Raw genomic sequence first — 26,239 nt, 5'->3', positions numbered from 1 at the left:
TCACTGACAGGAGTTTCCAGGATGAATTCTCTGTTCCGATTTGTGTGCGGGCAGCATCGCGCTGCGCGGCTGCTGCTCGCCAGCGCGTTGACGTTGGGCCTCGCAGCTTCGGCCTTCGCCGAGCCGCCGCTCGAAAAGACCGAAATCCGCTATCAGGGCTGGGCCGGGCAGGTGACCTTCATCGAGCTTGCCGACGACCTCGGCTATCTCGCGCCGCTCAAGCTCAAATGGGTCGGCAACACCATCAGCGGCCCACAGGACATCCAGACCGTCGTGACCGGCGATATCGATATCGGCGGCGCGTTCTATGGCGCGATCCTCAAGCTCATCGCCGCAAAGGCGCCGATCAAGGCCGTAGTCGGGTACTATGGCTCCGACGCCAACACCTATAACGGCTATTATGTGAAGGACGACAGCCCCATCAGGAGCGCACGCGACTTGATCGGCAAGAAGGTCGCCATCAATACGCTGGGCGCGCATCTGGAATTCGTGCTTCGAGAATATCTGGCCAGGAATCGTCTCAGCGCGAGCGAAGCCAAGCAGGTGACGCTGGTGGCCGTCCCGCCAGTCACCGGCGAGCAGGCGCTGCGCCAGGGCCAGGTCGAGGTGAGCGCGCTCGGCGGCGTCCTGCGCGACAAGGCGCTGGAAAGGGGCGGTATCCACTCACTGTTCAACGACACCGATCTATTTGGCCAGTTCACTGGTGGCTCTTATGTGCTGCGGGACGAGTTCATCAAGGACAATCCTGATGCCGCTCGCAAGCTGGTCGAGGGCATTTCGCGCGCGATTGACTGGGCGCAGACGGCGCCAGCCGAAGAGGTGCGGGCCCGGTTCGAGCGGATCATCGCCGATCGCAAGCGCAACGAGGATGCCTCTTCGATCAAGTATTGGAAGAGCACCGGCGTCGCATCCAAGGGCGGCGTGATCTCGGACCGCGAAATCCAGCTGTGGATCGACTGGCTCGAGAAGGATGGCCTGTTCAAGCCCGGTCAGATCAAGGCGTCCGACACCTACACCAACGCGTTCAACTATTTCCGTCCGGGAAAGACGGCGGAGGTGCAATGACCCCGGTTAAGATCAGCTTCGAGCAGGTCCGCAAGGAATTTGACGTGCGCGGGGAGGGTGGCCGTCCGGCGGGCCGCTTCACGGCCCTCCAGGACATCACGCTCGACGTTCGCTGCGGCGAGTTCCTGGTCCTGGTCGGCCCAAGCGGCTGCGGGAAATCGACCTTGCTCGATTTGCTGGGCGGACTGACGACACCGACCAGCGGCCGCATCCTGCTCGACGGGCGCCCCATCGCCGGACCCGGACGCGACCGCGGAATCGTGTTTCAGCAGTACGCCCTGTTTCCTTGGCGGACCGCCGCGGAGAACGTCGAATTCGGGCTCGAGATCGCCGGATTCAAGGCCGGGCAGCGGCTTGAGATCGCGCGGCATTTCCTCGACCTGGTCGGCTTGTCGGGCTTTGCCAATCGGTATCCGCACGAGCTGTCCGGCGGCATGAAGCAGCGCGTCGCGATCGCCCGAAGCCTCGCCTACGATCCGGAGGTGCTGCTGATGGATGAGCCCTTCGCGGCACTGGACGCTCAGACTCGCGAGACGCTCCAGGGTGAATTGCTCCGGATCTGGCGCGCCACCGGCAAGACCATCGTCTTCATCACTCATGGCATCGACGAAGCCGTCGTTCTCGGCCAGCGGGTAGCGGTCATGACGTCGCGTCCGGGCCGGATCAAGCAACTCATCGACATCCCCGAGGTACTGCGCGACGAGGCAGACGATGTGCGCTCGCTGCCGGAGTTCGGCCATGTACGCCATGAGGTCTGGAGCTTGCTACGCGACGAGGTGCAGAAGGCTCAGCAGGGGCAGTTGAACGCAGGTGTCGGTGCGCGAGATGTGGACCACGAGGTGAAGGAGATCGCTCATGTCTAGTCTGGAAACACTGGCGCTGCTGGAGCTCGCGCATGGACGCCGAGAGGCGGTCACTGGCGTGCAAGCTCAGCCGTCGCCGGTCCGTGCCGCGATCCGCCGGTTGACTGTCCTTGGACACCGCTCCCTGTTACTGATGGCCCTGTTATTGCTATGGGAGGCGGCTCCCAGGCTCGGCCTGATCGATGCGGTGTTCCTGCCGCCGTTCTCAGAGGTGATTGCCGCCGGCTGGCAGCTCGCGCAAACCGGCGAGCTCTATGATGATGTCTCCGCCAGCTTGCTGCGCGCGCTGAGCGGGTTTCTGATATCGGTCGCACTGATTGTGCCGCTTGGCCTGGCGGTCGGCAGGTCGGCCCGGCTCGGTAATCTCCTGAACCAGTTCATCGAGATATGCCGCAACACCGCTCCGCTCGCGCTGCTGCCGGTGTTCATCCTGCTGCTCGGGATCGGCGAGATGTCGAAGATCACGATGGTGATCTACAGCTGCGCCTGGCCACTCCTGCTGAACACCACCGCCGCGGTGAAGCAAGTCGATCCGCTCCTGATCAAATCGGCGCGGACCATGGGCGCGACACCGCAGCAACTGTTCCGCAAGGTGATCCTGCCGGCTGCGCTTCCGACCATCTTCGTCGGTATTCGCCTAGCGAGCGCATCCGCCATGCTGGTGCTGGTCGCGTCCGAGATGGTCGGCGCCAAGGCTGGTCTTGGCTATCTCATCATCAACAGCCAGTACAGCTTCCTAATCCCGCAGATGTATTTCGGCATCCTTAGCATCACGGTCATCGGGCTCGCGTGCAATGCTGTCCTCCAGGCGCTGGAGCAGCGCTTCATGCGGTGGAAGGCGCCGGTGACGGCGTGAGCGTGCAGATATTGTCGCGACGCGAAGCACTATCGCAATCATCTGAACTGCGGACGTGAGTATGACATCTCTCTACGAAACAGCGAAGTCTTCGCAGATCGATTCGAATACCTTCTTCACCTTTGCATCATCGAAGCAAAAATGCGCCCCTTCGTCGATCCACCGCTCGATTTTGCCGTCCCGTGCGATCCGGGATGCCTCACCACGCAAATGATCTAATTGTCTTCCATGCGCCTGTACAATCACAGAAATTCAGTTCACGAAGTATCGCGTCACCGGCCGTTGATCTCGACCCACGCATCTTGCGGCGTTGTGATGCGGCGGATCGTGTCGAGACAAGACTGCTGCGAGCCTGGTACATGAGAGGAGGAAAGCTCTCCGGGACGCCGCGCCCTGTTCTCGGTGGAACACGATCGGCTTGCGTTAAGCGTCCTCAACGGCAAACCTAGGAAACGATGCTTGTTTGGTCTAGGATCGTTGCTGCGGGGGGCTGGACTGCATTGTTTCACGATGAGCATTTTGAACCCGGAGGGCCAACGGCAATGATTATTGTCGGTGGGCTTTTCAAGGAGAAGCAGATGCTGGTTGGGGTGCCCTATCTGGCGATTGGCGTCTGCGTCATGGTCGCAGCCTGGCTTGTGATGAACTGGCTCATCTAGCGGGCCGTATTGCGTGGGGGGCGTCAATGCATGATTGGAAGAGCGAGCTCGATGCGCTTGTCGCAGAAACCACGGCGTTCGCCAGATCGCTGAAGGTGGACGAGCGGCCTCAGCCGAAAAAAGTCGCCGAGCGCGGTACCCCCAGCGTGCCGGACTATGGCGGTAGCGAACGTGATGAGATCAGGAAGCGGGTCGAGAGTTTCCAAGCGCATCAAGAGCGCTTCATGCGCGAACGCGAGGAATTTGCCGATTCCTTGTTGCGCCGGATCAAGCCGATCGCGAAGCTCTAGAAGAGTTCTTAAACGTTCAGGAACCCCCCTTGAGTAGTGCACCTCACGCAATACGCGCTCTCAAGCCTGAGGAAGGGTGAATTTTTCGGCGCATTTCGGACCCTTGGTAAGCTCGCCGTATGGCTCGATTCCAGAGCGCGAAAGCTCTCAGGCTCGATTGATCGTTACGCTTGCGAGTTTTCATCGTATATCTACCCCACAACGCAGGAAAAATGCCTTTCTTTCTACAAACAGCAGGAGTTCTGCTCCAAGCTCGGGGCAACGTCCCGCTCGATCTTTCGAGGCGATCGCCGGAGGGAACTGCGACGGCTATTTGCGATTGACTAAGATCAAATCATCAAATGAGGATCCTATATCCTTCAGCAAGACTAAACGGAGGCTAGAGATCTCATGCGCATCCTTCTGTTTATCGGTCTGCTCGCACTTGCCATTCTCGTCGGCTTTGAATCGCCTTTGACCGCCGGTCCGCGAGGTCGCTCGCACATACTCCCGGCTCGGCAGGACGTTTATTGCCTGCAAGGACGTACCTGGGGATATCCGGGCAATTGCCAGTTCTCCACTTATGACCAGTGCATGGCCACTGCATCCGGTACTTACGCCTATTGCGGTATGAATCCTACCTACGCGTTCCAGCGACAGGGAGGACAATTGCGCTGATGTATGATCGTCAAGGGTGATCGAGGTATCCCTCCGAGCATTGCTCATATCGACGGATCCGGCCATCCAAGTTGAGAGCCGTTGGACGTCTTGATCGGACGCCCCTCGTACGAGTACACTACGCGATGTAGTCTCCTCAGTCGCATCGGAGCGAAGCAACAACGATTGGGGGCTCGTCGGCGTCACGCCCAGTTGCGTGTCGCTCTGGATTCAATTCAAGGAGCGTGCCTTTCCGGCAATGCGCCACCGAAACATGCCCGCTCTCGTCGTGAACGGCGGGGCATCCTACGCACCGCGATGTTGACGCTCACAGTCTCTCCCGAATAGTGGTTTCTGAGCTAGCTTAACACAGTCGAACCGCCGCGGTACGGACCCGTGTATGCCACGCGGTGTGGGAAGGGTCGCATCGCACGACGTCCCCTATCCCGATCAATCAAAGCACAAATTGCGGGCTAACCAGTCGGGGCTTTTGTGGCAGCGTCGCACCACGACTATGCGAGCTTCGTAGGACGGACGCACTGATTTCCTCAAGGAGCTTTAGTCGCAAGCCACCGAGGGCCCGTCGTCGTGCTTGAGGTGTCGCTTCCGGATGTTGTAACTCACCAGCCAGATCACGCCGACCGCGATCGGCACGAAGGCTGCGGTTAGGAATGAGGGCTCTACACGCAGTCCGACATCGTGCGCGCCCTTGGCCAGATAGCCAAACAGGCTGACCACGTAATATCCGATCGCCCCGACCGACAATCCTTCGACCGTACACTGCAGCCGAAGTTGCTGCCTCGCGCGCTCGTTGATAGCGTGCAAGAGGTCACGATGCTGTCGTTCAATTTCGACGTCGACACGGGTTCGCAACAGATCGGCGACACGCGCCAGCTTGACCGACAGACTTGCCTGACGATCCTCCACGGTCGCGCAGGTACGCATCGCAGGCGCCATGCGGCGCGCCAGAAACGATGACCAGGTCGGATAGCCCGCCACATCGTTGCCTTCAATGATGGACAGCCGCGATTGGACAAGCTCGTTATAGGCCCTGCTGGCGCCGAAGCGAAACAGGCTACCGGTCGCGCCTCTTTCGAAGGAGGCGGCCAACGCCGTCAACTCCGCAAGCAGATGGTTGTTGAATTTCAGTCCCTCTGCGCCTTGCATTTCTTCGAGCGTCTCAACAAGACGTCGATCGATGCGATCGACAGACGGCGCAAGCTCGAGGGCCGCCGACAGACCAAGCAGCGCCAGCGGGCGGTAGGTTTCGATTTCCAGGAGCCGTTGCACCAGCGCTCCGAGATCGTGCGACGTCAACCCGAGGTCGCAGACGAGGATTTTCGTGAAGCCTTTTTCGTCCACGCGGAAGTCTGAGGCAGCAACGCCTGCACCGCTCTTTGTGGCAACCATGGCCAGGCTATTCTTGTCAAAAATCTGTTCGGCGCGCTTGATCGGCGAGGCGTCCTGCTCCACTTCTAACCTGATCGCGACCAGCAATTGTCCGGACTGCCGCAACGCGCGGATCAGCGATCGGACGGCATCATCAACTTTGTCGAATTGGTGAGCGCCAGGACCATTGGCGTTAGTCCAGAACCAGGTGAATGTTGTAAATTCCGAATGCTGCTCCCAGCGTAGCATAGCGGGCCCGATGACAATCTGATGATGTTTCGCCGATTGCCCAGGAGGCGGAAGATTGCGCTCCAAGCAGAAATCGATAAAACGGCAGCGATCGCTTGCGGCCGCCTCGCCCTGCGCAAGAAAGGCGAGGTGGATCACGCTGAATGGCGAAACAAGGCGCGTGAAAGGGCGCGCGTGCACTTCGCCGAGCACGGCGTCGCGTTGCGGATGGGGGTTGAAGGTTCGCAGATCCAGTTCATCGATCATGTATTGACGACTCGCTTCAGAGTGAGCAAGCAACCGTCAGCCTTGACGCTGGAGGCATTGGCGGTGCTGAAAAACGGGTGCGCGGCAAGGCGCCGATCAAGTCACGTTGACGATCGATACCGAGGCCGCCTGCTGCTCGAGAAAGAGATCTTGCGGAAGCAGGATCAGGCCGAACAGATTGAGCCGGAACAGCCTCATCCCGCTTTCGACTGACGCCGTCAAGGACGTCTGCGGGGTACGGTCCGGTGTCTATGGCGAAATGCCGGCATTGTTGATCAATGGTTCTAGCGGTGCGCCAGCAAGCCGTTCCCCGACCTCGGGGGCGGCGTGCGACGCCGTCCGACGAATGCCTGGATCGACGTGGGCATGGTTGTCTGTCTCCGAATCCCACGGTCATCGCCCGCCACCGAAGGATTGCCGCGTGCAAGTGAAGATACGCCGGCCATCTTCTGAAAACAGGTTTCCGGTGGCATGATCGATGCCGCGCGAGGCCGTGGCAAGCAGGAGCGTCTTCCGTTCTCCCAGCGCGGTGCAGACAGGCGACCTCCGGTGCGGCAACCGCATTGTCGATTGACAGATCGATGCCCAAACGCGACTCCATCTTGTTGCTGCCGCCTAACTTCCTGGCGCGGAGAGCCGGTGCAGGATTTGGGCCAGCACTGTTGAAGGGCCACTCGCGTTTTTTTGGCGCAATGTGGTTTTCGAAGACATTCGGAGGCGGGTTTCAGACATGAAGCGCGCTTGTATTCTGACAAAATGCATACGTGAGGCAGGCCACAGGGAATTGCCTGTTCCGCAAGATGATGCCTCGCCGGCCGCTGCCATTGTCTCAGCGGCCACGCTAAGGTCGGATTTGTCGATCCAGAGCCGGGAGAGTGGCCGCGCCCGGACCCGCGGGGCAAGGCTTAGCGATGGGCTCATAACGTCACATCGAGTGAGGTTGACTGGATCACGCACGCAGAGCGCTCGCCGTCCTCGTCTTTGAAGCGACACTCAGAGCAGCACGAGCGTCGCGGCTAGACCGATTGTCGCATGGAGCCAGATACGTGGCGATCGTTGTGAGTGATCGACCAAATTGCGGCGGATCACAGATGCGACCGACAACTCGAGTCATCGGGCGTATTGCGCGAGTGCGGTCGCGGGACCTTGGATCTGTCTGTCGCCATGAGGCTGAGAGCCAATCTCCGTCGAATTTGCTTGCCGGATTTTGCGGGACTCGCTTGTGTATCGGCGCGGCGTCCCGACGCCGATCGGCTGATCCATACTACATTAGTCGAGTTTCACGCTTTAAGGCGATCACGGCGTATTTCTCGCCGTCCTCGATCCAGGACGCAGAACCGCGCAGCTCCGGATCCTAAAGCGAGCAAAACGGACAATCTTGCTGTGCCCGTTGTGGCAGGTACCGCCTGTTGCGGAACCAGACTGTTCAGGTCGGCGGCGATTCGTTCCCCCCCTACGAATGTCGTCTGTTAAATAGCGCCGAAGAGTGACCCCACAGATCCGATTTCGATCAAGCACTTGCGTCGCCGATCGGCGTCCGGACCCCGCGCCGATTCACACACAGAAATCGCGTCGCGAAATTGCACGAAGAGGGCGGCAAACCAGCCGGGGTCTGTGCGTGAATTCGGTGACGTGCAGCCCAAGCAAAGCTTACGTCGATTCGGAGCCGCAATATGATCAAGTCGACGGCGCCGGTCGGCGTTGTTCGCGCAAGTGTCGCATTGACATGTACGCGTCATCAAGTGCTGCTAGAAGTTGTTTTGATTTTTATCCATTCATAGACGGGGCAATCATGGCACATGCGCTCAATCTCACCCTCAGAATCAAGCAGGATCCGGACACGCTGAAGAGGTTGGCCTATATCGGCTCGATCTTCACGACCCAAATCCAGCCTAAGATTGATGCCGCCCTCCGCAAGTCGCAGATTGTGCACTTCGCGCGCGTGCTGGTGATCGACAATAAATATCTTCAGGTCATCACCGAATACGACGGCCCCCACACTGACTATACCGAATTCTTCCGAACAGAGCTTCCCGACGTCTTTGCGATGCTGTTCTCCCTCGCGGAGAATGCGCCTGGGCCCGAAGCCATGCAGGATCCGGACAAGTTCTTCGAATTCTCGAAGGGGTTGCAGTACCGCTCGCTCGGCGACTCGGTTGACGGCGACAAGGACCAGGAAGGTCACGTCGCGGGCTATCTGTTTTCGGCCTACGGCAACAAGGAGGTCAGGGAAATCCTGCCCAAGCTGTCGTCGTAACATCCGGGCGCGCCAATGGCCTGCATCGATCCTGCCAATGTGCAGGGGATCATCTTTCAGCTCTACCGATATCCGCTGTCCCGTCACTTCTTGTTCCGCGTCGACAATGCCGCTGCTGCTCGCGAGTGCGTGCGCCAATTGCTGCCGCAGGTCACGCACGCAGCGGTCGATCTGTCGAGGCGCCCGGAGCCGCTGATCAATATCGGCGTGTCATGGACCGGCCTTGCCGCGCTCGGCATCATTGGCTCGGCGGCGGAGCTCGCGGATGCGACCGCTGCGTTCCCCTCGCAGTTTCGTGCCGCACCGCCGATGAACATGGAGAACTGGAACGGCAGATTTTCCAATTCCGATGTCCATCTCACCGTTCATGTCTACTGCATGAGCGAAGCGAAACTAGACGAGATCACAGCGGCGCTGCGCTCTGCCGCTGTGAATGCCCTGACGGAATTGTCGCCGACGCAAGATGGCGCAATTACCGGCCGATCGCTCGGGGGTGATCGATTGCATTTCGGGTTTCGGGACGGGATCTCGCAGCCCGCCGTCAAGTGGGATGACGCGGCCCCGGGCCAGGACCTCATCGACTTTCGTCACTTCATTCTTGGCTATGCTTCGGAGGAGCTGCCGTCATCGCCCAAGCAGGGCCGCTGGCTTGATCTCGTCCGTGACGGCTCGTACGGCGCGTTCCTCTGGATCCACCAGAACGTCGCCGCATTCGAGCGCTTCCTCACAGAAAATGCCGCCGTGATCGCGCCCACGCTTCCCCTCGCTGAAGCGCGCGAGTTGCTCGCCGCCAAGATGATGGGCCGCTGGCGCGATGGCACCCCGATAGCGCTCTCGCCCGACCGGCCGGATGCGACGCTGGCCAATGCAACCAACTTCGACTACGCCGACGATCCTCGCGGCATCCGCTGTCCGCTAACGGCACATGTGCGCATCGCCAATCACAGGAGCGGTCCGCTCACTCCCGTGGTGCAACCAACGTTCCTTGCCGGGGGTCCATACGTCCTGCGCCGCGGAATGGCGTATGGCCCCGAACTGAAGGGCGAGATCGACGACAATGTCGACCGCGGTCTAGTCGGCATGTTCCTCGGGGCAAATCTCAGAACGCAATTCTTCACGCTGATGCATTGGATCAACAAGACGGACTTCAGCCCGCTATTCGACACCGATCGGCTGCGTTGGCAGGACATGATGATAGCGGATCGTGCGACGCCCGGCGCGGTCGCCAAGGCGGCGATCAAGACCGAACAGGCTGAGGTCGTGCTGGACGCACTGCCGTCCTTCGTCAGGTTTCAGGGCACGTCGATGCTGCTGTTGCCCGGCATGCAAGGCTTGAGCCGTCTTGCGGAGGGACGGGTCTGACCAATCGACTTGGAAATTGGACGGGGTTAAGGAATGGCTGAGAATCCGGAATTTCAGTGCGGTTTTGCCATGGCTGGCGCGATTTCCGCCGGTGCTTATTCTGCGGGGGTGGTCGATTTCGTCATGGAAGCGCTGGAAGCCTATGACAAGGCAAAGCTGCGTCCGGATTGGCAGGGACCTACCCACGACGTGCGAATTCCCGTCATGGCCGGCGCCTCGGCCGGCGGAATGACTGCCGCGATCGCAGCGCTCCACGCTTTTCACGACATCGAGCATGTTTGGCCCGGACGACCGGTCCCAGCGAAGTCCGCCAACCGCCTCTATTCCAGCTGGGTCACCGACATCTCGATCGAGCGGCTGCTCGAAACCACGGATCTCGACCGGGGAGGCGACAAGAACGGCGTCAAATCGGCGTTGTGTTGCTCCGTCTTGGAGGACATCGTCAACGATGTCGTGAACATGTCAAGCCAGATCCGACAGCCGAACTGGATCGGCAGCGGCAACGACCGGACGCTGCGCGTCCTGCTTACGTTGACCAATCTGCGCGGCGTGCCGTACTCGTTTTCGGTCTTCGGTGCCAGCGCGCTGGAGCAATTCGGCATGCTCAATCATGGCGACTATCTCGACTTTAGCATCGCGCTCGATCGGCCGGCGACCGCGGGATCCCATCCGCTCGGCATCCGCAGCCCCCTCGCGGCGGAGCAGGACCTCTTCAAGGCCGCCGCGCTCGCGACCGGAGCTTTTCCGATCGGTCTCGCGCCTCGTCTTCTCAGCCGGGCGGGAAACGACTACGAAACGGCGGTCCGGGTCGGCGTCGACAGCCTTGATCGCGGCTTTCGACCGATCGGCCCAAGCGCCGTATTCGATCGGCAATCCCAATACTCGTTTCTTTCGGTCGATGGCGGCACCATCGATAACCAGCCGCTCGAGCTCGCGCGCCGTTATCTCGCCGGCGGTGGACGAAACGAGAGAAATGGCGAGCGGGCGAACAAGGCGGTCATCCTCGTCGCTCCGTTTCCGAACCGGGCGCATATGCCGGATGCCGACGCGAATGACCGCCTCGTCCATATTCTGCCGCAGCTTCTCTCCACGCTAATCGACCAGGCCCGGTTCAAGCCGGACGAATTGGCGCTCGCCGAGAGCGACGCCGTCTTTTCCCGCTTCATCATCTCGCCCATCAGGCCGGCCGCGAATAACCCTGCCGCCGTCAGATACCCGATCGCAAGCGGGTCGCTCGGCGGCTTTGGTGGCTTTCTGCACCAGTCATTCCGCCGGCACGACTATCTGCTCGGTCGCCGCAACGCCCAGGCCTTTCTCAGATGGTATTTCGCGCTACCCGAGACCAATCCGCTGTTCGTCGGATTTCGTGGCGATCGCGACCCCTGGCATGTTCGCGATCCGAGCGCGCAGACGGGCACGCTGGGACCGAACGAAGACCGCCGCCTTCGCAAGAAGCAGTTTGCAAAGACTGTCGATCATCAGGCCGATACGTTCGGCTTGCCGATCATTCCGCTAACCGAGGCGCTTTGCCAACCGATCGAGATTGAGCCCGTCGACTTGCCGCGCCCCAATGAAATTCCGATCGAGCAGCTCGAGCAGCGCATCAACGAGCGAGCCGGCGCCGTCGTCAAGGCGCTGGTCGACATCGACCTTGCCTCGGTGACACAGGACAGTTGGATCGGGCCGGTGCTCCGACTGGGCGCCCGACAATATGGGACCACTTTGGCGTCCAAAAAGGCAATGGAATTCATCATGGAAGCGATCAGCGATGTCAAAGCGGCGTTCGCGCCCTAAGTCCGCAAGTGCCAGCGACCGAAGTTTAATAATTTCGTCAATCGTGAGAATAACGGGGAGAAATAGATGGGCTGGAGATCTGCGAGTATCTTGTTTGCCGATGTCAAAGGTTATAGCGGGCTCGACGATGAAGAGATGCGGATCTTTTCAGAAAAAGTTTTGGATATGATCGCGGATCGCATCAAGGATCTGTCGATCTCGCATCGAAATACCTGGGGCGACGGCATCGTTCTCGTCTCAGACCAGATCTCCGAGATCTGCGAAGCTGCACTCATCCTTCAGGATTTCTTCAAGAACCTGCGATGGTCCCGGCTTGGACTGCGCAAGCTCGACATTCGGATATCGGTTCATCACGGAGAGATGCAAGAGAGTGACGATCGGCTTACAGGTAGACCTGGTTTTTATGGACGCACCGTCGTCACGGCGGCGCGCGTCGAGCCGGTGACCCCGCCGGGCCGGATCTGGATCACCGAAACGGCGGCCGGGTTGTTGAGGCAACATATGGAAGGCTCGCGGCAATCGGAAACCGACTATTTCGCGCTCGATCCGATCGGCAAGATCACGCTGCCCAAGCGCTATGGCGAGCTGACAATCGCCGGCTTGCGCCGCGCCACCGACGCGCCGCTATCGGCCGACGAACTGGGCTCCATCCTCGAGGCGGAAGCTTTGCGGTCCGGCGTGCGCGACAAGACCGCTCGCGATCAGGGACTTGCGGAGGTCATCAAGGAGACCAATGTCGCCTCGTTTCGCATCGTCATCGGCATCGTTCCCCATGACGGGAAGGTTCTGCTCGTCAAGCGGAATAGGAATGCCGAGCAATTGAACTGGATGTTTCCCTCAGGGAAGAAATGGCCGACGGACGGCGAACGTGATGTGATCGAGAAAGAGGTGCAGGAAGAGGCAGGTATTGCCTGCACGGTGGTCGAGAAGATTGGCGAGCGCGTCCATCCTCTCACCAACTTCCACTGCGTCTATTATCATCTGGCGCCGGCCGGCGATCTTCACATCGTCAACGGCGATCCGGTTGAGAACGCGGCGGTCGAGTGGACGCCGATCGACCTTGCGATACGAGCTGTCGGACCGCATTTGTCGCCGGAGGTCGAAAAATTCCTCAGGACACGGGAAAAGGGCGCGTAGCGCCGATTCTCAAGGTTTTGCAGGCTCTTGCCCGGATTTCGCTCGATTTCAATCCAAAATAGCAGTGCAGCATTTTTGCTGCAGTTGCGAGAAATAACGCATGCCACTCTTGCGGAAAAGCCGGGCGGCGCGTAGTGAAACCCTGATTGATCGCAGTGCCCGAGGTGGGTACAATCAAGCCATTGAGAAGACAGCATTTTAACGGTGCTGACAGCGCGATGCCAACCAAGGGTGCCTGGAAAGTTGCCTTAGCTGTTGTGGTTCGCGATCGCGGACCTCGCAGGGATGTGCTCATCATTCAGCGGTCCGACGAGGATGGTCGTTGCCCGAAATGGGTCTTCCCCGGCGGAAAAGTCGAAAAGCAGGAGTCCGTCCCGCACGCGGCTCAACGGGAGCTGCTCGAGGAAACCGGCGTCGTTGCGGGCGAGGCTTTCGTGATCGGCAAGCGGCGGCACCCGGTGTCGGGAGTGCAGGTCCACTATGTCGGATTTCGCGCGATCGAGAGCGAAGTCTTGGACGTCAAGGACGCCAAGGTCAAAAGTGCCAACTGGATTCCCGCAGACAAGGTCCATGATGTGCTTGGTCCGACCCTCTACGGAAGGGTAGCCAACTACATCTCTCAGCCGGAATTTGCCCTGAAATTCTAGGCCTTTGCCAGGCTCTGGCCGCGACGCCGGAAAGCAACGTCTCTGCCGGATACTCATGATCTCATATCGGCGCCAGACCGGCGTCCATATGCATCACGTGGCATTGGATCTGGCTCTGCCGCGGCGCTTGTGCAGCTGGAAGGGATGCTTGCGCCTTGCGACGGCGCCGGGTTGGAGCGTGCCAAAATAACCGGTGAGCTGATTGTACTGCCAGGGCGCATGCGTCACCGGCTGCGGATTGCGGACCGCGCATTCGACCACCTTGTCCAGAAACCGCACGATCGGCCGATGCTCAGCCTTTCGCTTCGTTGCGGGATCGAACATCAAATCCAACAGAACACCGCCAAACTGCTGCTTGTTCAGCTTCCGCTCGGTGCGCTCCTTTCCAACTCTGCCTGCGGAAATCTCGATCGCGGAGGGCAAAATGAAGGGCAAGATCATTGCGCCGCTCGCGGTCGCCGGCCTCGTTGCGCACGGGACGAGCCTGTCCGCCCCGCCGCCTTCGCGACCAATGGCTCTGGTCCAGCAACCCTCAAGCCCGCAGGAAACTGCCAGGCCGACTTCACCCCTGCCGCTTACCACTCCGCCTCAGGCAAGGACGCCCGAGCCGCGCGATCTTCGTCCTGCAGCCCAATCATCCGCGCCGCAACAAACTGCAAAGCAGCAAGCTTCGGCGTCTGAGCCCGACGGGAAGCGGGTTGGCCAGGCAATGGACCAAGAAGCCGTTTGATCCCAGCGTAAGCCTCCGATGGGAAGTACGTTAGTACGGCAGCAGCCACAGCAGCAAGGCCGATTGCGGCTATGCGACTTGCGAGCTCGCCTAGTAAAGTCTTGATCGGAGTCATAAATCAAAGAGGAGATTCCGCGGCTGAACGGGTAAGTCATTTCACCGCATTCCCTTCGCGATCAGCGGCGAAACTGCGCGCCTAATTAAGACAGGAGGGACGGATGTCCGGCGGTGGAAAGGTGTAGATGATGATCTTTGGTGCACCGGACGATGTGATTTGTCGATCACAGCTAAATACTAGCACCTGACAGGCGCGCGTCTTCAGGCACCTACGTACTCAGAAGCATTCTGACGCTAGTCAGCTGCCTTCGTTCAGACGTTCGCCATGACGCAGCCGCGCCACAGATAACATGGACCTATAACGAGCGCGACGCTGAGTGATTGTGTCGAGCATAGTGTAGCGGCTCTGAACGTGTGAGCCAGTCCGAAAGCCGCCGATCTTAGAACGGCGACAAATCCCGCAACAAAGATAGCCTTCGCTTGGCGCAGCAGCGCTGATAGAGCACCGTTGCCATCCGGAGGGAGGCTTGGCATCGCGGTGAACAGGGGATATGGCTGATAAACGCTTTGCCCTCAAGATATCGGCTAGGATCAATTAGCTTAAATCGCCCGGAAAAATGGTCGGGTAAGAACGCGAGAGCCGCTGCATCTAGCCCCTCCTCGCCAATTTCTGCCGCTCTTCTGCAGCAACAGAACGGGTATCCCAGCCGGATGCCGAGTTCGAATGTGTGGTTGGCTACACTTCGATCAAGTGCGAGGACGCCACGCGCAAGATAGGGAATCCGGGAAATGCAAACGAAGCCATCGCCGTCGCTGACGCTATATAAACCGAGGCGCGCAATCCAACGATGCACAGCTGCATTGTCTCTGGGAGCAGAGAGCTCCGTTCGGATTACTGGGCGGATCCCGTGGCACAACTGCGCGATGTCCACTCGTGCTGACCGCTTGAGCCAGCAAGGAATCGGAAGCACTGCCTTCACGGCTCAGATCGCCGTCTTATCATGATGAGCTGAGCATGATTCCGCGGGGTGACGTCCTGAAAACCTGCTTCTTCGGCTGCGCGACGAGAGGCAATGTTTGATTTGCGCATGTGTGCATAGATCGTGTCGTGAGAACTTGCCTCCGCGGCTCGGCGATAAGCGACCCGACCGATCTTCTGTCCTTGATGGGGAAGATTGAGGTAGATTTGGATAGAGGCGTGCTTCCCGAACGGAGGTTCATCGATAACGTTTATAAACACGATGCCGGCCCTCTTGCCGTGTACTTCGATACGCCACGCTTCGCCGCCGGGGCCGCCGCCGCGTTCTTGACTACCCTTCGTGCGCACGAGCGTGACGTTCTCGGGTGGTACGGGCGCTACATTCTTTTTTGGACGCGTGACCCGAGGTTTTGGAGTTGGCCGTGTTGGACGGCGGGCGGTGGTTTTGCGCTTTACCACTTTCATAGAATTGTCTCGAGACCGGTGCGCAGGCGCTCATCGGAGTCCTGCCACAGCTCGGCTGGGAAAAATCCCGGCGAATAGGATATCACGACGTCTTCAATTCTACTGCTCGCTCCGGAATTCCGCAACGCAGCGAGGAGTTGCGCAATCTGATGCTGAATTTCCTGTTCTGAAGCGTCCTGCCCCGCTGAGGACCGCATTCGCCAGTGGCTATCGCCATCGTAGCGATTATTGAAATAGTCCATGTCGATATGCAGCAGGATTGGCCCGGGGCCAAGATTCTCAAGCCATGCGGTGTGCTCGCAAGTTGCGCGGTAGAAGCCGCTACCCACCTGGACTGGACTCGGAATGAGATCGATGGCCGGCCGCGGCGCGCCGGGCCGCAGTAAGGTGTCGGGCAGCTCGGAAGTCCTGATTAGGTAGTCCTGAGTCCTTGTCACCTTCGGCGGCTGACAAAGATGGCGCACTTCTGCGTGCGGGCACGCATGCAAGAACGGTGTGAGAAAGCTACCCATCCCGATGGCGCCACTCAAGATCGCGGCTTCCACTGTCGCTGGACTGCGTAGATCTACGGGACAACCGCTGATGGCATCAACCCAGCCGTCACTTTCGATGAACAAACGAGGCGCAGCAAGATCCCGATGATCATCAACATGCAAGATGATGACACTTTCCGTCTGGGCGTCGGGCCTGCGCGAGAGCCACTCAGACCAGCTCTGCAGGGTCCATGTATCATAGAGGCTAGTCAAAATACGACCGCGTCGCCGGCGCGCGTAGACCATCGTCGAGGGAGAGGTCCCGTCTCCCCACCAGCTCAACCCACTCAAAAGTTCGAGGTCGACGTGTCGGTCAATGGCCGCCGGCCAAGCAAGAGAGAGGTCCCACCCTCCAGCTGCTTCCGTTGCATACGCGTCGATGTCGCAAAAATAGTCTCTTAATCGAGCGTGTTGCTCGCTAGGCGAAGAGGGGAGGAGATGGGAGCTAACGTGTAGCATGCAGTCGGGCCGCTGCACGCGGCGCCGTTCGAGCGGTCTCAAGTACTTGGGCGAGGGCTTTGCCCGCTGAAGTAAGCGGGCACGAGCGGAGTGTGCGGAGACCTTCCTGAAGGTTAGCGTCGGTCTCTCGCAATTGATTGATAGCGCGCTGCGCTAGATAGGTCGGGCCGGCCTCTCGCACGTGCTGCCAAAAACGTCTGAGTTCAACAAAAACGAAGATAGCATGCATGAGCCCTGAAGGGGGTCGGAGGTCCGCTCGCCAAGGCGAAATCACCTTAAGATCGGTGGGCTCAATCATCGGAAAAAGTCGCTCAAGCAAATAGAGCTTCTGATGCCGGTGCTCATGGATTAGGGAATCTGCCAAATCGTAAGGGTCAATAAGGCGATTGCCTCGCGTCACAGAGACGAACAGTGCTCCCGGGACGACGTTATCGCTGAACGAAACGATCTTCTCTGGATCGGCTGTCGGATCCCGAACGAACTGAACGTCCTTGCATATGCGCCGAAGCTCAGTTTCCAATGCAGGACGCCATTGAGCAATTATGTTCAAGGCCTGTTGCACCAGGGGACGGGCTGTCTCGGCAATCTCCTCTGGTTCGAACAGAATGGCACTGCCAAATGGTGCGCGAAGCCACGGATCAGCTGCGGCGACCTGCAACCCGGCTTGATACAGTCGATGCGTTCGCTCGATGTATCCTAAATACGAAGCATCTGCGTGCAACTGGGTGCCATCTACGGCGAACACCTTCTTTCCCACCGATGCACTGACAATGGTTCTCTGCCAAGCGACGCAACCCGGGCGGCTCGCTTGGACTTCGATGGCTTCCTGGTCCAACGCTCGCAGCTGACGAACCGGCGAGGACGTATCTGGGTTAGAATTAAGGATGAGGTCCAGTGCGGAGCAGAATTTAACGCTCTGCTCGGCGCTCGAGTTTCGCCATAGATCCTCTATAATCTCACAGGCATCTTCGGCTCGCTCGAAGGATTGAAAATCAAACTCGTCAGCCTTGGCTCCGCTGCTCGGGAGAGCGAGGGTCGTTTGCTGCGCAAGAGCTTCGGAAAGACGCGTTCGGACGTGCCGAATGAGCGAAAGCATCTCTGTGCAATAAACACTGGGATTCGCGAAACCATTCGGTCCGAAGCGGTGGGGAACGGACCCGCCACCGCAGACGCCAACTTCAGGACAGGCTTGGCACATTTGGCTCAGTCCGGCCTTCGTCAGCAACCGTCGATGCGCAGCAATGGCCGGCGATGAGGCGATGCTGGCGATGTCGGTATCTCGGACTGATCCCCCTAGCTTGGTTGCGCCTTCTGCAACAACCTTCAGCACGTCTAGATCGTGGTAGGAACCGTCGGTTTCGATCGTCAGCAAGCTCACATCGCCAAGACCAAAGGCGTCAGTTCCAGACGGCAGTCCAGCTACCGCGTCCAACAACGCCTCGAATGTCCTAACACGCAAATGTGGGTATCGGTCGAACCAAAGGTCGAACGCGCGGACGAGCCAATCGGCATACAGCGTCGGGTGTAAATCTCGCTCAGGTGGAGGTCTAAGATGGTGAGAGTCAGGCAGTAGGAAATCTATTTTGGGTGGCTTATGCCGATCGAAGAATCCAAATAGCGTTTCAGGGTCAACCTGAGCATCTACTACCGCGATGATTCCTGAAAAGATCGTTGGGCGCTTCTTGAGGCGCTCGAGCGCAGCTAGCGTTCGTTTGAAGCTCGATCGCCCCTTTCTCGTCTTTCGGTGCCGGTCGTTTACCTCTTCCGGGCCGTCTAGGCTCAACGAAACGGCAACATCCGCTCGTTCGAGCGCGCCTGCCGCTTCATCCGTCAGGCTTAAGCCGTTCGTCTGCAACCCGATGTCGACTGCCGCAGAGGGACCCACGGCGCTTCGTAGGGATTTGGCAAATTCCACGATGGCCTCGGCTCCCGCAAGGAGAGGCTCGCCTCCGTGGAGGATTACCGCGCAGCGGTCGATTTTTTCATCTCGGACATAGTTTGCCAGCCGGCTGGCAAAATCAACGCGGTCACTCGCTGACAAAAACCGGGGCATGGAGCGCCAGCTCTGGTCGGCATGGTGATAGACGTAGCAGTAATCACAGTCGAGGTTGCAGCGCGACGCCAGCTTGATCAGGAACGAGGTGATCTTGGGAGGCGCCACGTCGCCACTTTAGGACCGACTGTGCCGATGGTGCATGCGGTCATAGCTGGTGATGACCTGGCTCGCGTCGACCCCTTCCAGCACCCGTTGCTGTAACCGCTGAATGGCTGGGTTCGTGGAGCCAGAGCGCAACAAACTCGAGCGCACATCTTGGTTTGGCGGCGTCAACTCATCGTCTTGTACGACAGCCATCTGAAATCTCCCTCGATTCGCCGTATCAGTGTAGGATGGATCTGTGCAACTTGCAATCGAGACGGCGCCCCACATTCAACAGTTATTTCTCGCGTCGAACGGAATATATCGGCGTCCGTCTCGGGTGTAGCTCAGTATATCCTGGTGCTTGGATAAGGTTAGAATAATGACCAAGCCTACCTGCATCGTGGTCCCGAGTTTAAACGAAGAACACTTGCTGAGCGAGACCTGTACGTCTCTTGGGTTTGGTATTTCTGCAGCCGCGACTCCTCGAGATTGCTGGCTGATCCTGGTTGATAATGGATCTCAAGATAGAACGTGGGAGGTGATGACGCGCATTTGCGAGCATTCGAAGAAGGATTCGGTCATCACTGTTCGGGAGCCGCGGCGAGGTTATGTGCCAGCCCGGACGAAGGGGGCCGCTACAGCTGAAGTCCTTGCGGCGACGTTGAGCATCGAGCCTTCGGAGCTGCTAGTGCTGCAAGCTGATGCCGACACGTACTACTGTGATGGATACCTATCGGCCATGCGGTCGGCTGCCAAGGACCAAAACAACTTCTTTTTGCAAGGGTCCTCAAGCGCGCCTCCGAGCTTCGCCCGATCGTACCCTCGGTTCGTTCATCTTACCGAGCGCGTGGATATTCCTACGGAAAAGTACCGCGTACCGGAGGATGCAGATGTCATCCTCAGTGACAACGTCTCTGGTTACCTTCTTTCAGATTACCTGCGATGGGGCGGCCATGTCCGAGAGTTCAACAGCAGGGGAGAGGAGATACTGGCTGAGAGTTCGCGATTGTACATTAAAGCGAAACTTGAGGGCGCAATACTGATCAACGTGGTCGATGCGATGGCCCACCATTCACGTCGTAAACTACTAGCCGATCCCGTCTTCAATTTCATTACCTCGGGCTTTCCGCGTGAAAGGGAATGGTACGCAGCATGGAAAGCTGCCTACCATGGGCCAACGACCCTCGCTGAGATAGAAGCTAATGAAGTGGGGGCAACAATGGATCAAGCAATCTTCACGCGGCAGGCGCATGCCCTCATTTTGTTTGGAGTTCTTCCGCGATATGTCAATGCCTTAAAGGCGAATGCGAGCGCAGCGGAGACCAGCTTCGCGGCGCTGTTTGCACTATTGAATGATTTATCGATGGACGAGGTCGTGCGAAACTCTGCCACCCTATTCGAGCGTGCATTCGACATCATCGATCGCGAGCCGCAAGTATTGGGGCAGCTGCTCCAGTCAAGCTAAACTCAGTCCGACGGCTGCCTGATGGTTTCTGGGTCGCGCAATATCTGTTCTGCGACGCTTACGCCGATGTTTGGCTCAACCAAGTCGTTTTTAGAAAATCCGTAGTCAGATTTACGACACGCGAACCGCTACTAAATCAATCGTGCCCCTTCTCGGGCTTGGTGTGTCGGAAGTGCACCTTAGTGTCGAAGCGCGCGTGGAGCACACGGACTATCTGAATCGATAGCGCTGAGATCCGACAGAAGATTAGGTGCGGCGCTACAACCATCGACCGCAGCTCCGGAATGAGATCGTCTCGTTTGCGTCCAAGCTCGGGGTTGCGCATCAGTTTGTCGAAGGTGCGCTCAATCTTTCCCTGGTGATCATCGGCCTGTTCGGGAGAGCACGCCTCTGCCCCAAAGTGCCAGATCGCGAGTAGATCCTGTTTTGCTTCCGGCGAGAGTACACACGCCGGCTAGTGCTCCCCATGCTGTGCGCGAGCGACCCGGATTAACTCATCTATGTCCGCAGCCTCCCCGTGTCCGTCATCAAGAGAACTGATTCCCTGCTGAAGCTGCGCCACGAGGTGCTCCATGCTCTCAACGTGTTCAAGCAGGTCCCCGGCAATGGTTTCTTGCGCTGCTTCAGGCAATTCCGATACCCTTTGGAAGGCCTTTTCCAGTTGCTTGGTCATGGCAACAGTATAGCACATTCGACACGAAACGGCTCGCGGGCTCAAATAGGCGCCAAAGTGGTTGAACGAGGGGCTCCAGTACGACAGCGCAGTACACCTGAAGGAGCGGTTGCCGCACCTTTCGAGCCTGGTCCCGTCGCCTTCAGGATAACCATCGGGTCGCATTCATTGAACCGCGGCTTTTCCAATCTCGAATGCGCAAGGAAGTTGCTATCAGGCAGAGCAGTCGAAACTTTGGCCGCAGCAGATGTTTTAGTCGCTATGGCTTGGTGCGGCTCGCCTGCGTAGCGACCCGACCCCGTGCGAAACGTAAGCCCGCCAAACATACGTCCACAGAGCGCCGAGATTGAGCCGCCTGCTCACCTCAATTCCAGAGACCTGCGTACGCCTCCACCTTAGTGCTCGCTCATAAGAAGTTGGCCCGGTTCGAACCGGCCTGGTCCCCCTCCAGTGGCACGCCCGCTGGGGACGTAGCCCGGCTCCACAACGGCGGCTAGATCGCCACAGTGCGATCCCTTGTTCGTATCCTAGCCTAAGAGCTTCCAGCCGCGCCGCACGGGGCGGGTTTAGGAACCAACCTTGTTCTGGATATTTCTTTGTTGCCGCCGCGAATACTTGCGCAAACAGCGTTTGGCCATGATAGACCTCAAGCCGACGAATGGCCGCACCACCGAACTGATCCGCCTCCAATTCGATTTGCCACCGATTGCCGTGAACGTTACCGATGGAATGGCCACAGAAATGATGTCCGGCTTCGTGCCCGAGTGCCAAATAAAAACCGGGGGTGTCGCCGGAGGCCCATTCTGGATCGTAAGCGATAGTTCGGTAACCTCCACCCTCGAGCGCCACAGCATTCTTGAGCCCTAGTATTCTTCGTATCTGCAGCTTCAAGGCATTAATCTTTGCGACATTGGGGAGCCCCACCAATTCGACGAGGATCTCTGCATCAGCCACAACGGCAGCTTCCATTTTCATGTTGAGGTCTAGAAATTTGTCCTCATGAAATGCAAGCGCATCCTTACCGATCGTTATCCGCTGTGCTGACTGTGAAAAAGCCGAGCTTAATAAAAGAAGAGCTGCCACAAAGGTCGTAATGCCGATGAGTCTCATGACCTCACCCTTGAGACTTGTATTTTCTAGCTTAGGAGGTATCTTCGGAACATACAACGGCAGCAGCTATAAGCTGCATGCGGCTTCCGGCGGGGCTCCGAATTTGCGGGTGCTCCGGTGCGATTTGGTTGGTCAGTGATAGTTGGTATCTTGTTAGGCGTCCCGCTGGCTGAACCTGGCCGAGCGCAAGAAAAGGATTTGCGCGGAGGACCCCCCTCGGCTTCAATGTCTTACCGCCCCTTCCGCCAAATGGATTTTTTGCCTGGTGCGAGACGCCGCGCGGCTTATGCGCTGTCCAAAGCAACGCACCGATTGCGCCTGGCTCGTCTTGTCACTGCGCCGAATACGCGGGGCATACAGTTTGAATCAGAAATCAACAACCATTGATACTGATCCGAGTGTGCAGGATCGGCACCTTGAACACGCGGCCAACGGCGGAGTAACTCGCCTACGGAAGCTCCATGAAAGATCACTTTCGCTGTATGGATTTGTCGCTTTGGCCGGGATTGCCGGATTGTTGATTGGGTTATGGGTTGGCTCTGCCGAGATCGATCCCTTTGTGAAAAATCAGCCGAGCCCACCTTCAATGACCCTGGCCGATACTCAACCGCTGCCATAACCATTTGAATGCAAAGGTAATTTACTTCGTCGATTGCTGCCGATACCAACAGGAATACCAACAAGATGACACGCGGTATCGCTGGCAAAAATAAAATATCAGGCTCTCCAGCGCGTAGGCGCGCGCCATGCCGTTCCGGTCTCCACAATCGCCTCGACCGGAATCGAACCCTGCTCTGACTCGAAATCTCGGCCGAGATCGACCTATCGTAATGTCGCGAGGTCAAGGGAGGGTCTTGTCATGCGTATCGACGAACGATCCGCACCTAGTAAGGACGCCCGATTGCTTGCTTTGAGCGAGCGTGCCGGCTTATTCAGCCTCGTGGCACATCTGAGCCCATGGCGTGGGCCCAACTCGCAATAGCTCTGTCCCGCTCAGTCGGCCGAGCAATAAGTCGGTGGATGCGGCGGGCGAACGATTTCGGGCGACGTCACATTCTCAACCGCGTCCTTGCCGCGAGCGGAAGGTGCGCTTGCCAAAAAGGTGTTGGCCAGCAGTGTGCGGCTGCTTGGTAAATCGAAAAAAGCTGCCGCACAGAATGGTGCCATGTTTCAGCAGTCCGTACGGCGAAGGCCTCCATAGCGACGCAATCGCCGAGGAGTTGGCGGCCGATTGCCTCTGCACCGTCCACCGCCGATGCTAACGCGTTCGCAAGGCCTTGAGATGCGATCGGATCAAAGCTTGCGGCGGCGTCGCCGATTGCCAGCCAACCCTCACCGGCAGGATGATCGAGCAGCGACGGCGAGGCGTCGACGCTCTTCACATGGCCGCTACGAACCAGTTCCCTGGTCCAGCGAGGAAGCGAATTTGTGTCGTCAAGCGCAGCGAGAAGGGCTGACCGCGCGGCGTCGCTTCGGGCGCGGGCGGGATCACCGGTGAACAGGGCGCAGGTATGCGTCTGCCCCGGGCCGCATACCGCGTACCACCATCCGACCCCAGTGGCTTCGACGGTCAGTGACGCCGGTTCGCTCTGCCTTTCTGTGCCGGGCGCGGACTGGACATGAACGGCGAGGAGGCGAAAGAGACTCTTGCGTTTCGCACCGAGCCGGCGAGCTAATGTCGACGTAGGCCCGCTTGAGTCGACCACGAACGCCGCACGCAGGGAGGCCAGACCATTCCTCGAACGGCTCTGCACAGACCAATATCGATTGCGGCGGCTTAGACCGCGAACGTGATGGCCGGGAAACACATGGACGCCGGCCCTCATGGCTCGGCTCACGAGCAATTGTTCGAGGGCGACGCGGTCGATCACCCAAGCGCGCCCGCCCGGGTGACCGAGAAAATGCTCGCGGTTCGGCCGAGCCATCGACCATGCGCGATCGATGCATGCGAGGGGACATGCCAGATTGCCATTCGCTTCGATAAGGTCGAGGAGACCGAGATGAGACAGAATAGGAATGGCGTTCGGCGTCAGTACCTCACCGGGCTTGCCCTTAGGCTGCAGGTCTTTCTCCAGGAGTGCGACTACCAGACCCCGCACCGCGAGAGCCGCGGCGGCGACTGCTCCCGCCGGGCCAGCGCCGACCACGAGAACGTCCCAGACGCGGTCGTCGTCCACGCCGTTCACACCTCACCCTGACGGAACTGATGGCGCGGCGGCGTGATCGGTTCGGGCGGCGCTTCGAGGCCCGCTTGGGACGGAGTCGGCTCCGGTGTCCGCTCCCGCAGCGACTCGATCCGGGTAATCAAGGCAATTTTTTCGTCGGAGCCGGCATTCGCGCGATCGCGGCCAGTCTCCACGTGGACTGTTTCCGGGAAGCCAACGTCGCGCAGCGCCTGCGGCGTTTGGCGTGGTTCGACCATCCCGAGCGTTGCCCATAGCTGAACCATCTTGTCAATGCGCTCGTAATAGGTGCGGCCGCGCACGTCGCGCAGCCAGTCCTCCCGCAGCAACGCGTGCTTGAGACGTTGCAGCTTTGGGTCATCAAACGGATCGGTGACGTTAGCGCTCGCTCGCTCGAAAGCGGCAGAGCTCAGCACTTGGTCGGGCACGCGCGCGCCCCAGAAGCTCGGGAATGACAAATATGTGCTAGGGGAGTAATCGGCGCTGGAGTTGCACGATGCTTCGTCGGTCTGCCAGGGCAGGCCGAGCCAGCGCGTGAGCGCACCGGGGCCGGCGGCTGTGATCGGGCCTGCGGGTCCGAGGCATGTGTCCCGCGTCAGTTGTGAACCGAAATCCTGGCGCACGGCTTCGCCCTCGGGCACAAGGTTCAATCTATACAGCAGGCGATCGCCGCGTTGGGCCGCGTGATGCAGCGCCCACAGCTCAGGCCGCCGCATCGGCCATGTAAGCTCGATGCCTGGGTGGAACGGGCCGCCGAGGCACTCGGTCAGGCCCGCGCGCATCAGCTGGGATACTTGCGCATCGGCGGAGAGGGCCGCGAAGTCCGGTAGCGACGGTGGTCCCTGCCAATCGGACACAAACGTGCCCGCGGCCCACCGATCGAGGTGTGCGAACATTGTAGGCGTGACCGACAGAAAGGTCTGATCGACGTCGCGGGCCTCACCAAAAAGGTCGCCGTATATGTAGGGTATCTGCCGTTGCGAGCCGGGGCCGGGAGATACCGGGCGGAACAAGGCAAATACCTGTTGGCGCCATGACTCGTTCCCGGGACTGGCGTCGGCGAGGCGTGAGATCACCGAGACGGCCCGCGCATCGAGCGGCGACCCCACGCCGTGCGCGACAAGGAATCCGTGATTGATCCACTGCAGCGCGGTTAGACGGTCGAAGATCGGCCAAATGTCGTGCGAGAAACTTGTCGACGTCGGTCGGGCGAGCCAGCCGGCTGCCATGAACGCCTCCCGGACGGTGTCGTCCATCGTCACGAGACCGTTAAGGCCGGGGGCGAAATTGGGCGGCGTGACGACCACATAGCCGGGATCAGCTTCGAATTCCGTGGTGCCCACGGTTACGCGCGCGCGCACCGGCCCGTCGCATGTGTCGTCATACCAACGATCGTTGTTGGCGAAGGTGACGGGGCGCATACTGGTGTAGAACGGCGCCGACCTGCCAAAACCGCCCAGGAAAATGAGCCGCCCGGCGTCGTCGGTTCGTAGCTCGCCAAGCGTGACGAAGAAATTGAGAATCTGCCCATCGTCGAAACGGAATTCGGGCCCGGACAGGTTCAGACCGCTGATCTGCCGCGCTGCCGGGCGAATGTCGAGCTCACGCCGCCGAGCATAGTCCACGTTGCGCCGCGCCGCTGGAACCACGAACTGCGCCGGCAGGTCCATGGCCTGGTTGAACTGGTACCAGCCGGCTTTGAGATTGGCGACTTCAACGCGCCAGGAGATCTTCACGTCCGGGCCCTGGACGAGTTCGATGGTCTCGCCTGACTTCAGCCGCGCATAGACGTGGAAGCGCACCCCTTGGCGTTTGATCTCGCCGGCCGCAGTCTGAAAGCCGCCGCGCGCATCGGGCGTTCCGCCGATCACCTCGGGCGCCAGCGTGTAGTCGTCCTGCCCCTGCGCGTTGCCCAGGCGAGCAATGCCAATCGGCGGATAGACGCCTATCCAGGCAATCTCGGATGCACTCACGCCCGCCATGTCGTCCCCCCGG

The 26,239-nt window shown here is 59.3% G+C and carries 23 protein-coding genes; 13 read left to right on the top strand and 10 right to left on the bottom strand.

What is annotated here, in order from left to right; all coding sequences use genetic code 11:
* Positions 1-21 precede the first annotated feature (21 nt).
* The 5 genes from ACP2YP_RS32810 (at position 22) to ACP2YP_RS32790 (ending at position 4,390) form a co-directional block, all read left to right on the top strand.
* Positions 22-1,065: an ABC transporter substrate-binding protein gene (locus tag ACP2YP_RS32810; protein ID WP_426420336.1), complete on the top strand. Its 1,044-nt coding sequence runs from the start codon at positions 22-24 to the stop codon at positions 1,063-1,065.
* Positions 1,062-1,928, top strand: a complete 867-nt coding sequence (locus ACP2YP_RS32805; RefSeq protein WP_426420335.1) for an ABC transporter ATP-binding protein — start codon at positions 1,062-1,064, stop codon at positions 1,926-1,928. Before ACP2YP_RS32810 ends, ACP2YP_RS32805 begins: the two co-directional genes overlap by 4 nt.
* Complete coding sequence (locus ACP2YP_RS32800) at positions 1,921-2,784, top strand: ABC transporter permease (protein ID WP_426420334.1); 864 nt, start codon at positions 1,921-1,923, stop codon at positions 2,782-2,784. Before ACP2YP_RS32805 ends, ACP2YP_RS32800 begins: the two co-directional genes overlap by 8 nt.
* A gap of 685 nt (positions 2,785-3,469) precedes the next feature.
* Entirely contained in the window at positions 3,470-3,733 is a 264-nt protein-coding gene (locus ACP2YP_RS32795) for a hypothetical protein (RefSeq protein ID WP_426420333.1), read from the top strand.
* 390 nt (positions 3,734-4,123) lie between these two features.
* On the top strand, positions 4,124-4,390 hold the full coding sequence (locus ACP2YP_RS32790; protein ID WP_426420332.1) for a DUF3551 domain-containing protein: 267 nt from the start codon (positions 4,124-4,126) through the stop codon (positions 4,388-4,390).
* Between the two features lie 537 nt (positions 4,391-4,927).
* On the opposite strand, the gene ACP2YP_RS32785 is transcribed toward ACP2YP_RS32790, so the two are convergent.
* A complete protein-coding gene (locus tag ACP2YP_RS32785; protein WP_426420331.1) occupies positions 4,928-6,253 on the bottom strand; it encodes a DUF3422 family protein in 1,326 nt (441 codons plus the stop codon).
* A gap of 1,792 nt (positions 6,254-8,045) precedes the next feature.
* Here ACP2YP_RS32785 and ACP2YP_RS32780 point away from each other — a divergent pair.
* The 5 genes from ACP2YP_RS32780 to ACP2YP_RS32760 all read left to right on the top strand — a co-directional run bounded on the left by ACP2YP_RS32780 (position 8,046) and on the right by ACP2YP_RS32760 (position 13,450).
* Complete coding sequence (locus ACP2YP_RS32780; protein WP_426420330.1) at positions 8,046-8,510, top strand: hypothetical protein; 465 nt, start codon at positions 8,046-8,048, stop codon at positions 8,508-8,510.
* Between the two features lie 15 nt (positions 8,511-8,525).
* Complete coding sequence (locus ACP2YP_RS32775) at positions 8,526-9,872, top strand: Dyp-type peroxidase (RefSeq protein ID WP_426420329.1); 1,347 nt, start codon at positions 8,526-8,528, stop codon at positions 9,870-9,872.
* A gap of 33 nt (positions 9,873-9,905) precedes the next feature.
* A complete protein-coding gene (locus ACP2YP_RS32770) occupies positions 9,906-11,666 on the top strand; it encodes a patatin-like phospholipase family protein (RefSeq protein WP_426420328.1) in 1,761 nt (586 codons plus the stop codon).
* A gap of 66 nt (positions 11,667-11,732) precedes the next feature.
* Positions 11,733-12,803 (top strand): NUDIX domain-containing protein, encoded by a 1,071-nt coding sequence (locus tag ACP2YP_RS32765; RefSeq protein ID WP_426420327.1) that lies wholly within the window; start codon positions 11,733-11,735, stop codon positions 12,801-12,803.
* A 155-nt stretch (positions 12,804-12,958) separates the two neighbouring features.
* Positions 12,959-13,450, top strand: coding sequence for an NUDIX hydrolase (locus tag ACP2YP_RS32760; RefSeq protein WP_426426334.1), 492 nt, complete (start codon positions 12,959-12,961; stop codon positions 13,448-13,450).
* Positions 13,451-13,543: 93 nt separating this feature from the next.
* Here ACP2YP_RS32760 and ACP2YP_RS32755 read toward each other — a convergent pair whose 3' ends face one another.
* The 5 genes from ACP2YP_RS32755 to yhhA form a co-directional block, all read right to left on the bottom strand.
* On the bottom strand, positions 13,544-13,891 hold the full coding sequence (locus tag ACP2YP_RS32755) for a hypothetical protein (protein ID WP_426420326.1): 348 nt from the start codon (positions 13,889-13,891) through the stop codon (positions 13,544-13,546).
* Between the two features lie 1,322 nt (positions 13,892-15,213).
* Positions 15,214-15,681 (bottom strand): GNAT family N-acetyltransferase, encoded by a 468-nt coding sequence (locus tag ACP2YP_RS32750; protein ID WP_426420325.1) that lies wholly within the window; start codon positions 15,679-15,681, stop codon positions 15,214-15,216.
* On the bottom strand, positions 15,678-16,460 hold the full coding sequence (locus ACP2YP_RS32745; protein ID WP_426420324.1) for a hypothetical protein: 783 nt from the start codon (positions 16,458-16,460) through the stop codon (positions 15,678-15,680). The genes ACP2YP_RS32750 and ACP2YP_RS32745 overlap by 4 nt, the downstream gene beginning before the upstream one ends.
* Before the next feature lie 199 nt (positions 16,461-16,659).
* Positions 16,660-18,834 (bottom strand): cyclophane-forming radical SAM/SPASM peptide maturase YhhB, encoded by a 2,175-nt coding sequence (gene yhhB / locus ACP2YP_RS32740; RefSeq protein WP_426420323.1) that lies wholly within the window; start codon positions 18,832-18,834, stop codon positions 16,660-16,662.
* Between the two features lie 9 nt (positions 18,835-18,843).
* Positions 18,844-19,026, bottom strand: coding sequence for a YhhA family cyclophane-containing RiPP (gene yhhA, locus ACP2YP_RS32735; RefSeq protein ID WP_426420322.1), 183 nt, complete (start codon positions 19,024-19,026; stop codon positions 18,844-18,846).
* A 166-nt stretch (positions 19,027-19,192) separates the two neighbouring features.
* On the opposite strand from yhhA, the gene ACP2YP_RS32730 reads away from it, so the two are divergent.
* Entirely contained in the window at positions 19,193-20,278 is a 1,086-nt protein-coding gene (locus ACP2YP_RS32730; RefSeq protein ID WP_426420321.1) for a glycosyltransferase family 2 protein, read from the top strand.
* Between the two features lie 136 nt (positions 20,279-20,414).
* Here ACP2YP_RS32730 and ACP2YP_RS32725 read toward each other — a convergent pair whose 3' ends face one another.
* Both ACP2YP_RS32725 and ACP2YP_RS32720 read right to left on the bottom strand, forming a co-directional pair.
* Positions 20,415-20,687, bottom strand: a complete 273-nt coding sequence (locus ACP2YP_RS32725; protein ID WP_426426333.1) for a type II toxin-antitoxin system RelE/ParE family toxin — start codon at positions 20,685-20,687, stop codon at positions 20,415-20,417.
* Between the two features lie 45 nt (positions 20,688-20,732).
* Positions 20,733-20,951 (bottom strand): hypothetical protein, encoded by a 219-nt coding sequence (locus ACP2YP_RS32720; RefSeq protein ID WP_426420320.1) that lies wholly within the window; start codon positions 20,949-20,951, stop codon positions 20,733-20,735.
* Positions 20,952-21,530: 579 nt separating this feature from the next.
* Between ACP2YP_RS32720 and ACP2YP_RS32715 the strand changes: the two genes are divergently transcribed.
* Both ACP2YP_RS32715 and ACP2YP_RS32710 read left to right on the top strand, forming a co-directional pair.
* A complete protein-coding gene (locus tag ACP2YP_RS32715; RefSeq protein WP_426420319.1) occupies positions 21,531-21,818 on the top strand; it encodes a hypothetical protein in 288 nt (95 codons plus the stop codon).
* Between the two features lie 604 nt (positions 21,819-22,422).
* Complete coding sequence (locus ACP2YP_RS32710; RefSeq protein ID WP_426420318.1) at positions 22,423-22,680, top strand: hypothetical protein; 258 nt, start codon at positions 22,423-22,425, stop codon at positions 22,678-22,680.
* A 430-nt stretch (positions 22,681-23,110) separates the two neighbouring features.
* On the opposite strand, the gene ACP2YP_RS32705 is transcribed toward ACP2YP_RS32710, so the two are convergent.
* Positions 23,111-24,238, bottom strand: a complete 1,128-nt coding sequence (locus tag ACP2YP_RS32705; RefSeq protein WP_426420317.1) for an NAD(P)/FAD-dependent oxidoreductase — start codon at positions 24,236-24,238, stop codon at positions 23,111-23,113.
* Positions 24,239-24,243: 5 nt separating this feature from the next.
* On the bottom strand, positions 24,244-26,226 hold the full coding sequence (locus ACP2YP_RS32700; RefSeq protein WP_426420316.1) for a LodA/GoxA family CTQ-dependent oxidase: 1,983 nt from the start codon (positions 26,224-26,226) through the stop codon (positions 24,244-24,246).
* Positions 26,227-26,239: the final 13 nt, after the last annotated feature.

Origin of the sequence: Bradyrhizobium genosp. A (assembly GCF_049949275.1) — a bacterium.
Lineage (GTDB): Bacteria > Pseudomonadota > Alphaproteobacteria > Rhizobiales > Xanthobacteraceae > Bradyrhizobium.
The sequence above is the reverse complement of the archived record's forward strand: the minus strand, read 5'-3'. Positions and strand labels throughout refer to the sequence as shown.

Bases quoted from the DNA above. Each gene is read 5' to 3' on its own strand.
- ACP2YP_RS32810 (WP_426420336.1), top strand. From the start codon at position 22: ATGAATTCTCTGTTCCGATTTGTGTGCGGGCAGCATCGCGCTGCGCGG.
- ACP2YP_RS32805 (WP_426420335.1), top strand. From the start codon at position 1,062: ATGACCCCGGTTAAGATCAGCTTCGAGCAGGTCCGCAAGGAATTTGAC.
- ACP2YP_RS32800 (WP_426420334.1), top strand. From the start codon at position 1,921: ATGTCTAGTCTGGAAACACTGGCGCTGCTGGAGCTCGCGCATGGACGC.
- ACP2YP_RS32795 (WP_426420333.1), top strand. From the start codon at position 3,470: ATGCATGATTGGAAGAGCGAGCTCGATGCGCTTGTCGCAGAAACCACG.
- ACP2YP_RS32790 (WP_426420332.1), top strand. From the start codon at position 4,124: ATGCGCATCCTTCTGTTTATCGGTCTGCTCGCACTTGCCATTCTCGTC.
- ACP2YP_RS32785 (WP_426420331.1), bottom strand. From the start codon at position 6,253: ATGATCGATGAACTGGATCTGCGAACCTTCAACCCCCATCCGCAACGC.
- ACP2YP_RS32780 (WP_426420330.1), top strand. From the start codon at position 8,046: ATGGCACATGCGCTCAATCTCACCCTCAGAATCAAGCAGGATCCGGAC.
- ACP2YP_RS32775 (WP_426420329.1), top strand. From the start codon at position 8,526: ATGGCCTGCATCGATCCTGCCAATGTGCAGGGGATCATCTTTCAGCTC.
- ACP2YP_RS32770 (WP_426420328.1), top strand. From the start codon at position 9,906: ATGGCTGAGAATCCGGAATTTCAGTGCGGTTTTGCCATGGCTGGCGCG.
- ACP2YP_RS32765 (WP_426420327.1), top strand. From the start codon at position 11,733: ATGGGCTGGAGATCTGCGAGTATCTTGTTTGCCGATGTCAAAGGTTAT.
- ACP2YP_RS32755 (WP_426420326.1), bottom strand. From the start codon at position 13,891: ATGATCTTGCCCTTCATTTTGCCCTCCGCGATCGAGATTTCCGCAGGC.
- ACP2YP_RS32750 (WP_426420325.1), bottom strand. From the start codon at position 15,681: ATGAAAGTGGTAAAGCGCAAAACCACCGCCCGCCGTCCAACACGGCCA.
- ACP2YP_RS32745 (WP_426420324.1), bottom strand. From the start codon at position 16,460: ATGGTCTACGCGCGCCGGCGACGCGGTCGTATTTTGACTAGCCTCTAT.
- yhhA (WP_426420322.1), bottom strand. From the start codon at position 19,026: ATGGCTGTCGTACAAGACGATGAGTTGACGCCGCCAAACCAAGATGTG.
- ACP2YP_RS32730 (WP_426420321.1), top strand. From the start codon at position 19,193: ATGACCAAGCCTACCTGCATCGTGGTCCCGAGTTTAAACGAAGAACAC.
- ACP2YP_RS32720 (WP_426420320.1), bottom strand. From the start codon at position 20,951: ATGACCAAGCAACTGGAAAAGGCCTTCCAAAGGGTATCGGAATTGCCT.
- ACP2YP_RS32700 (WP_426420316.1), bottom strand. From the start codon at position 26,226: ATGGCGGGCGTGAGTGCATCCGAGATTGCCTGGATAGGCGTCTATCCG.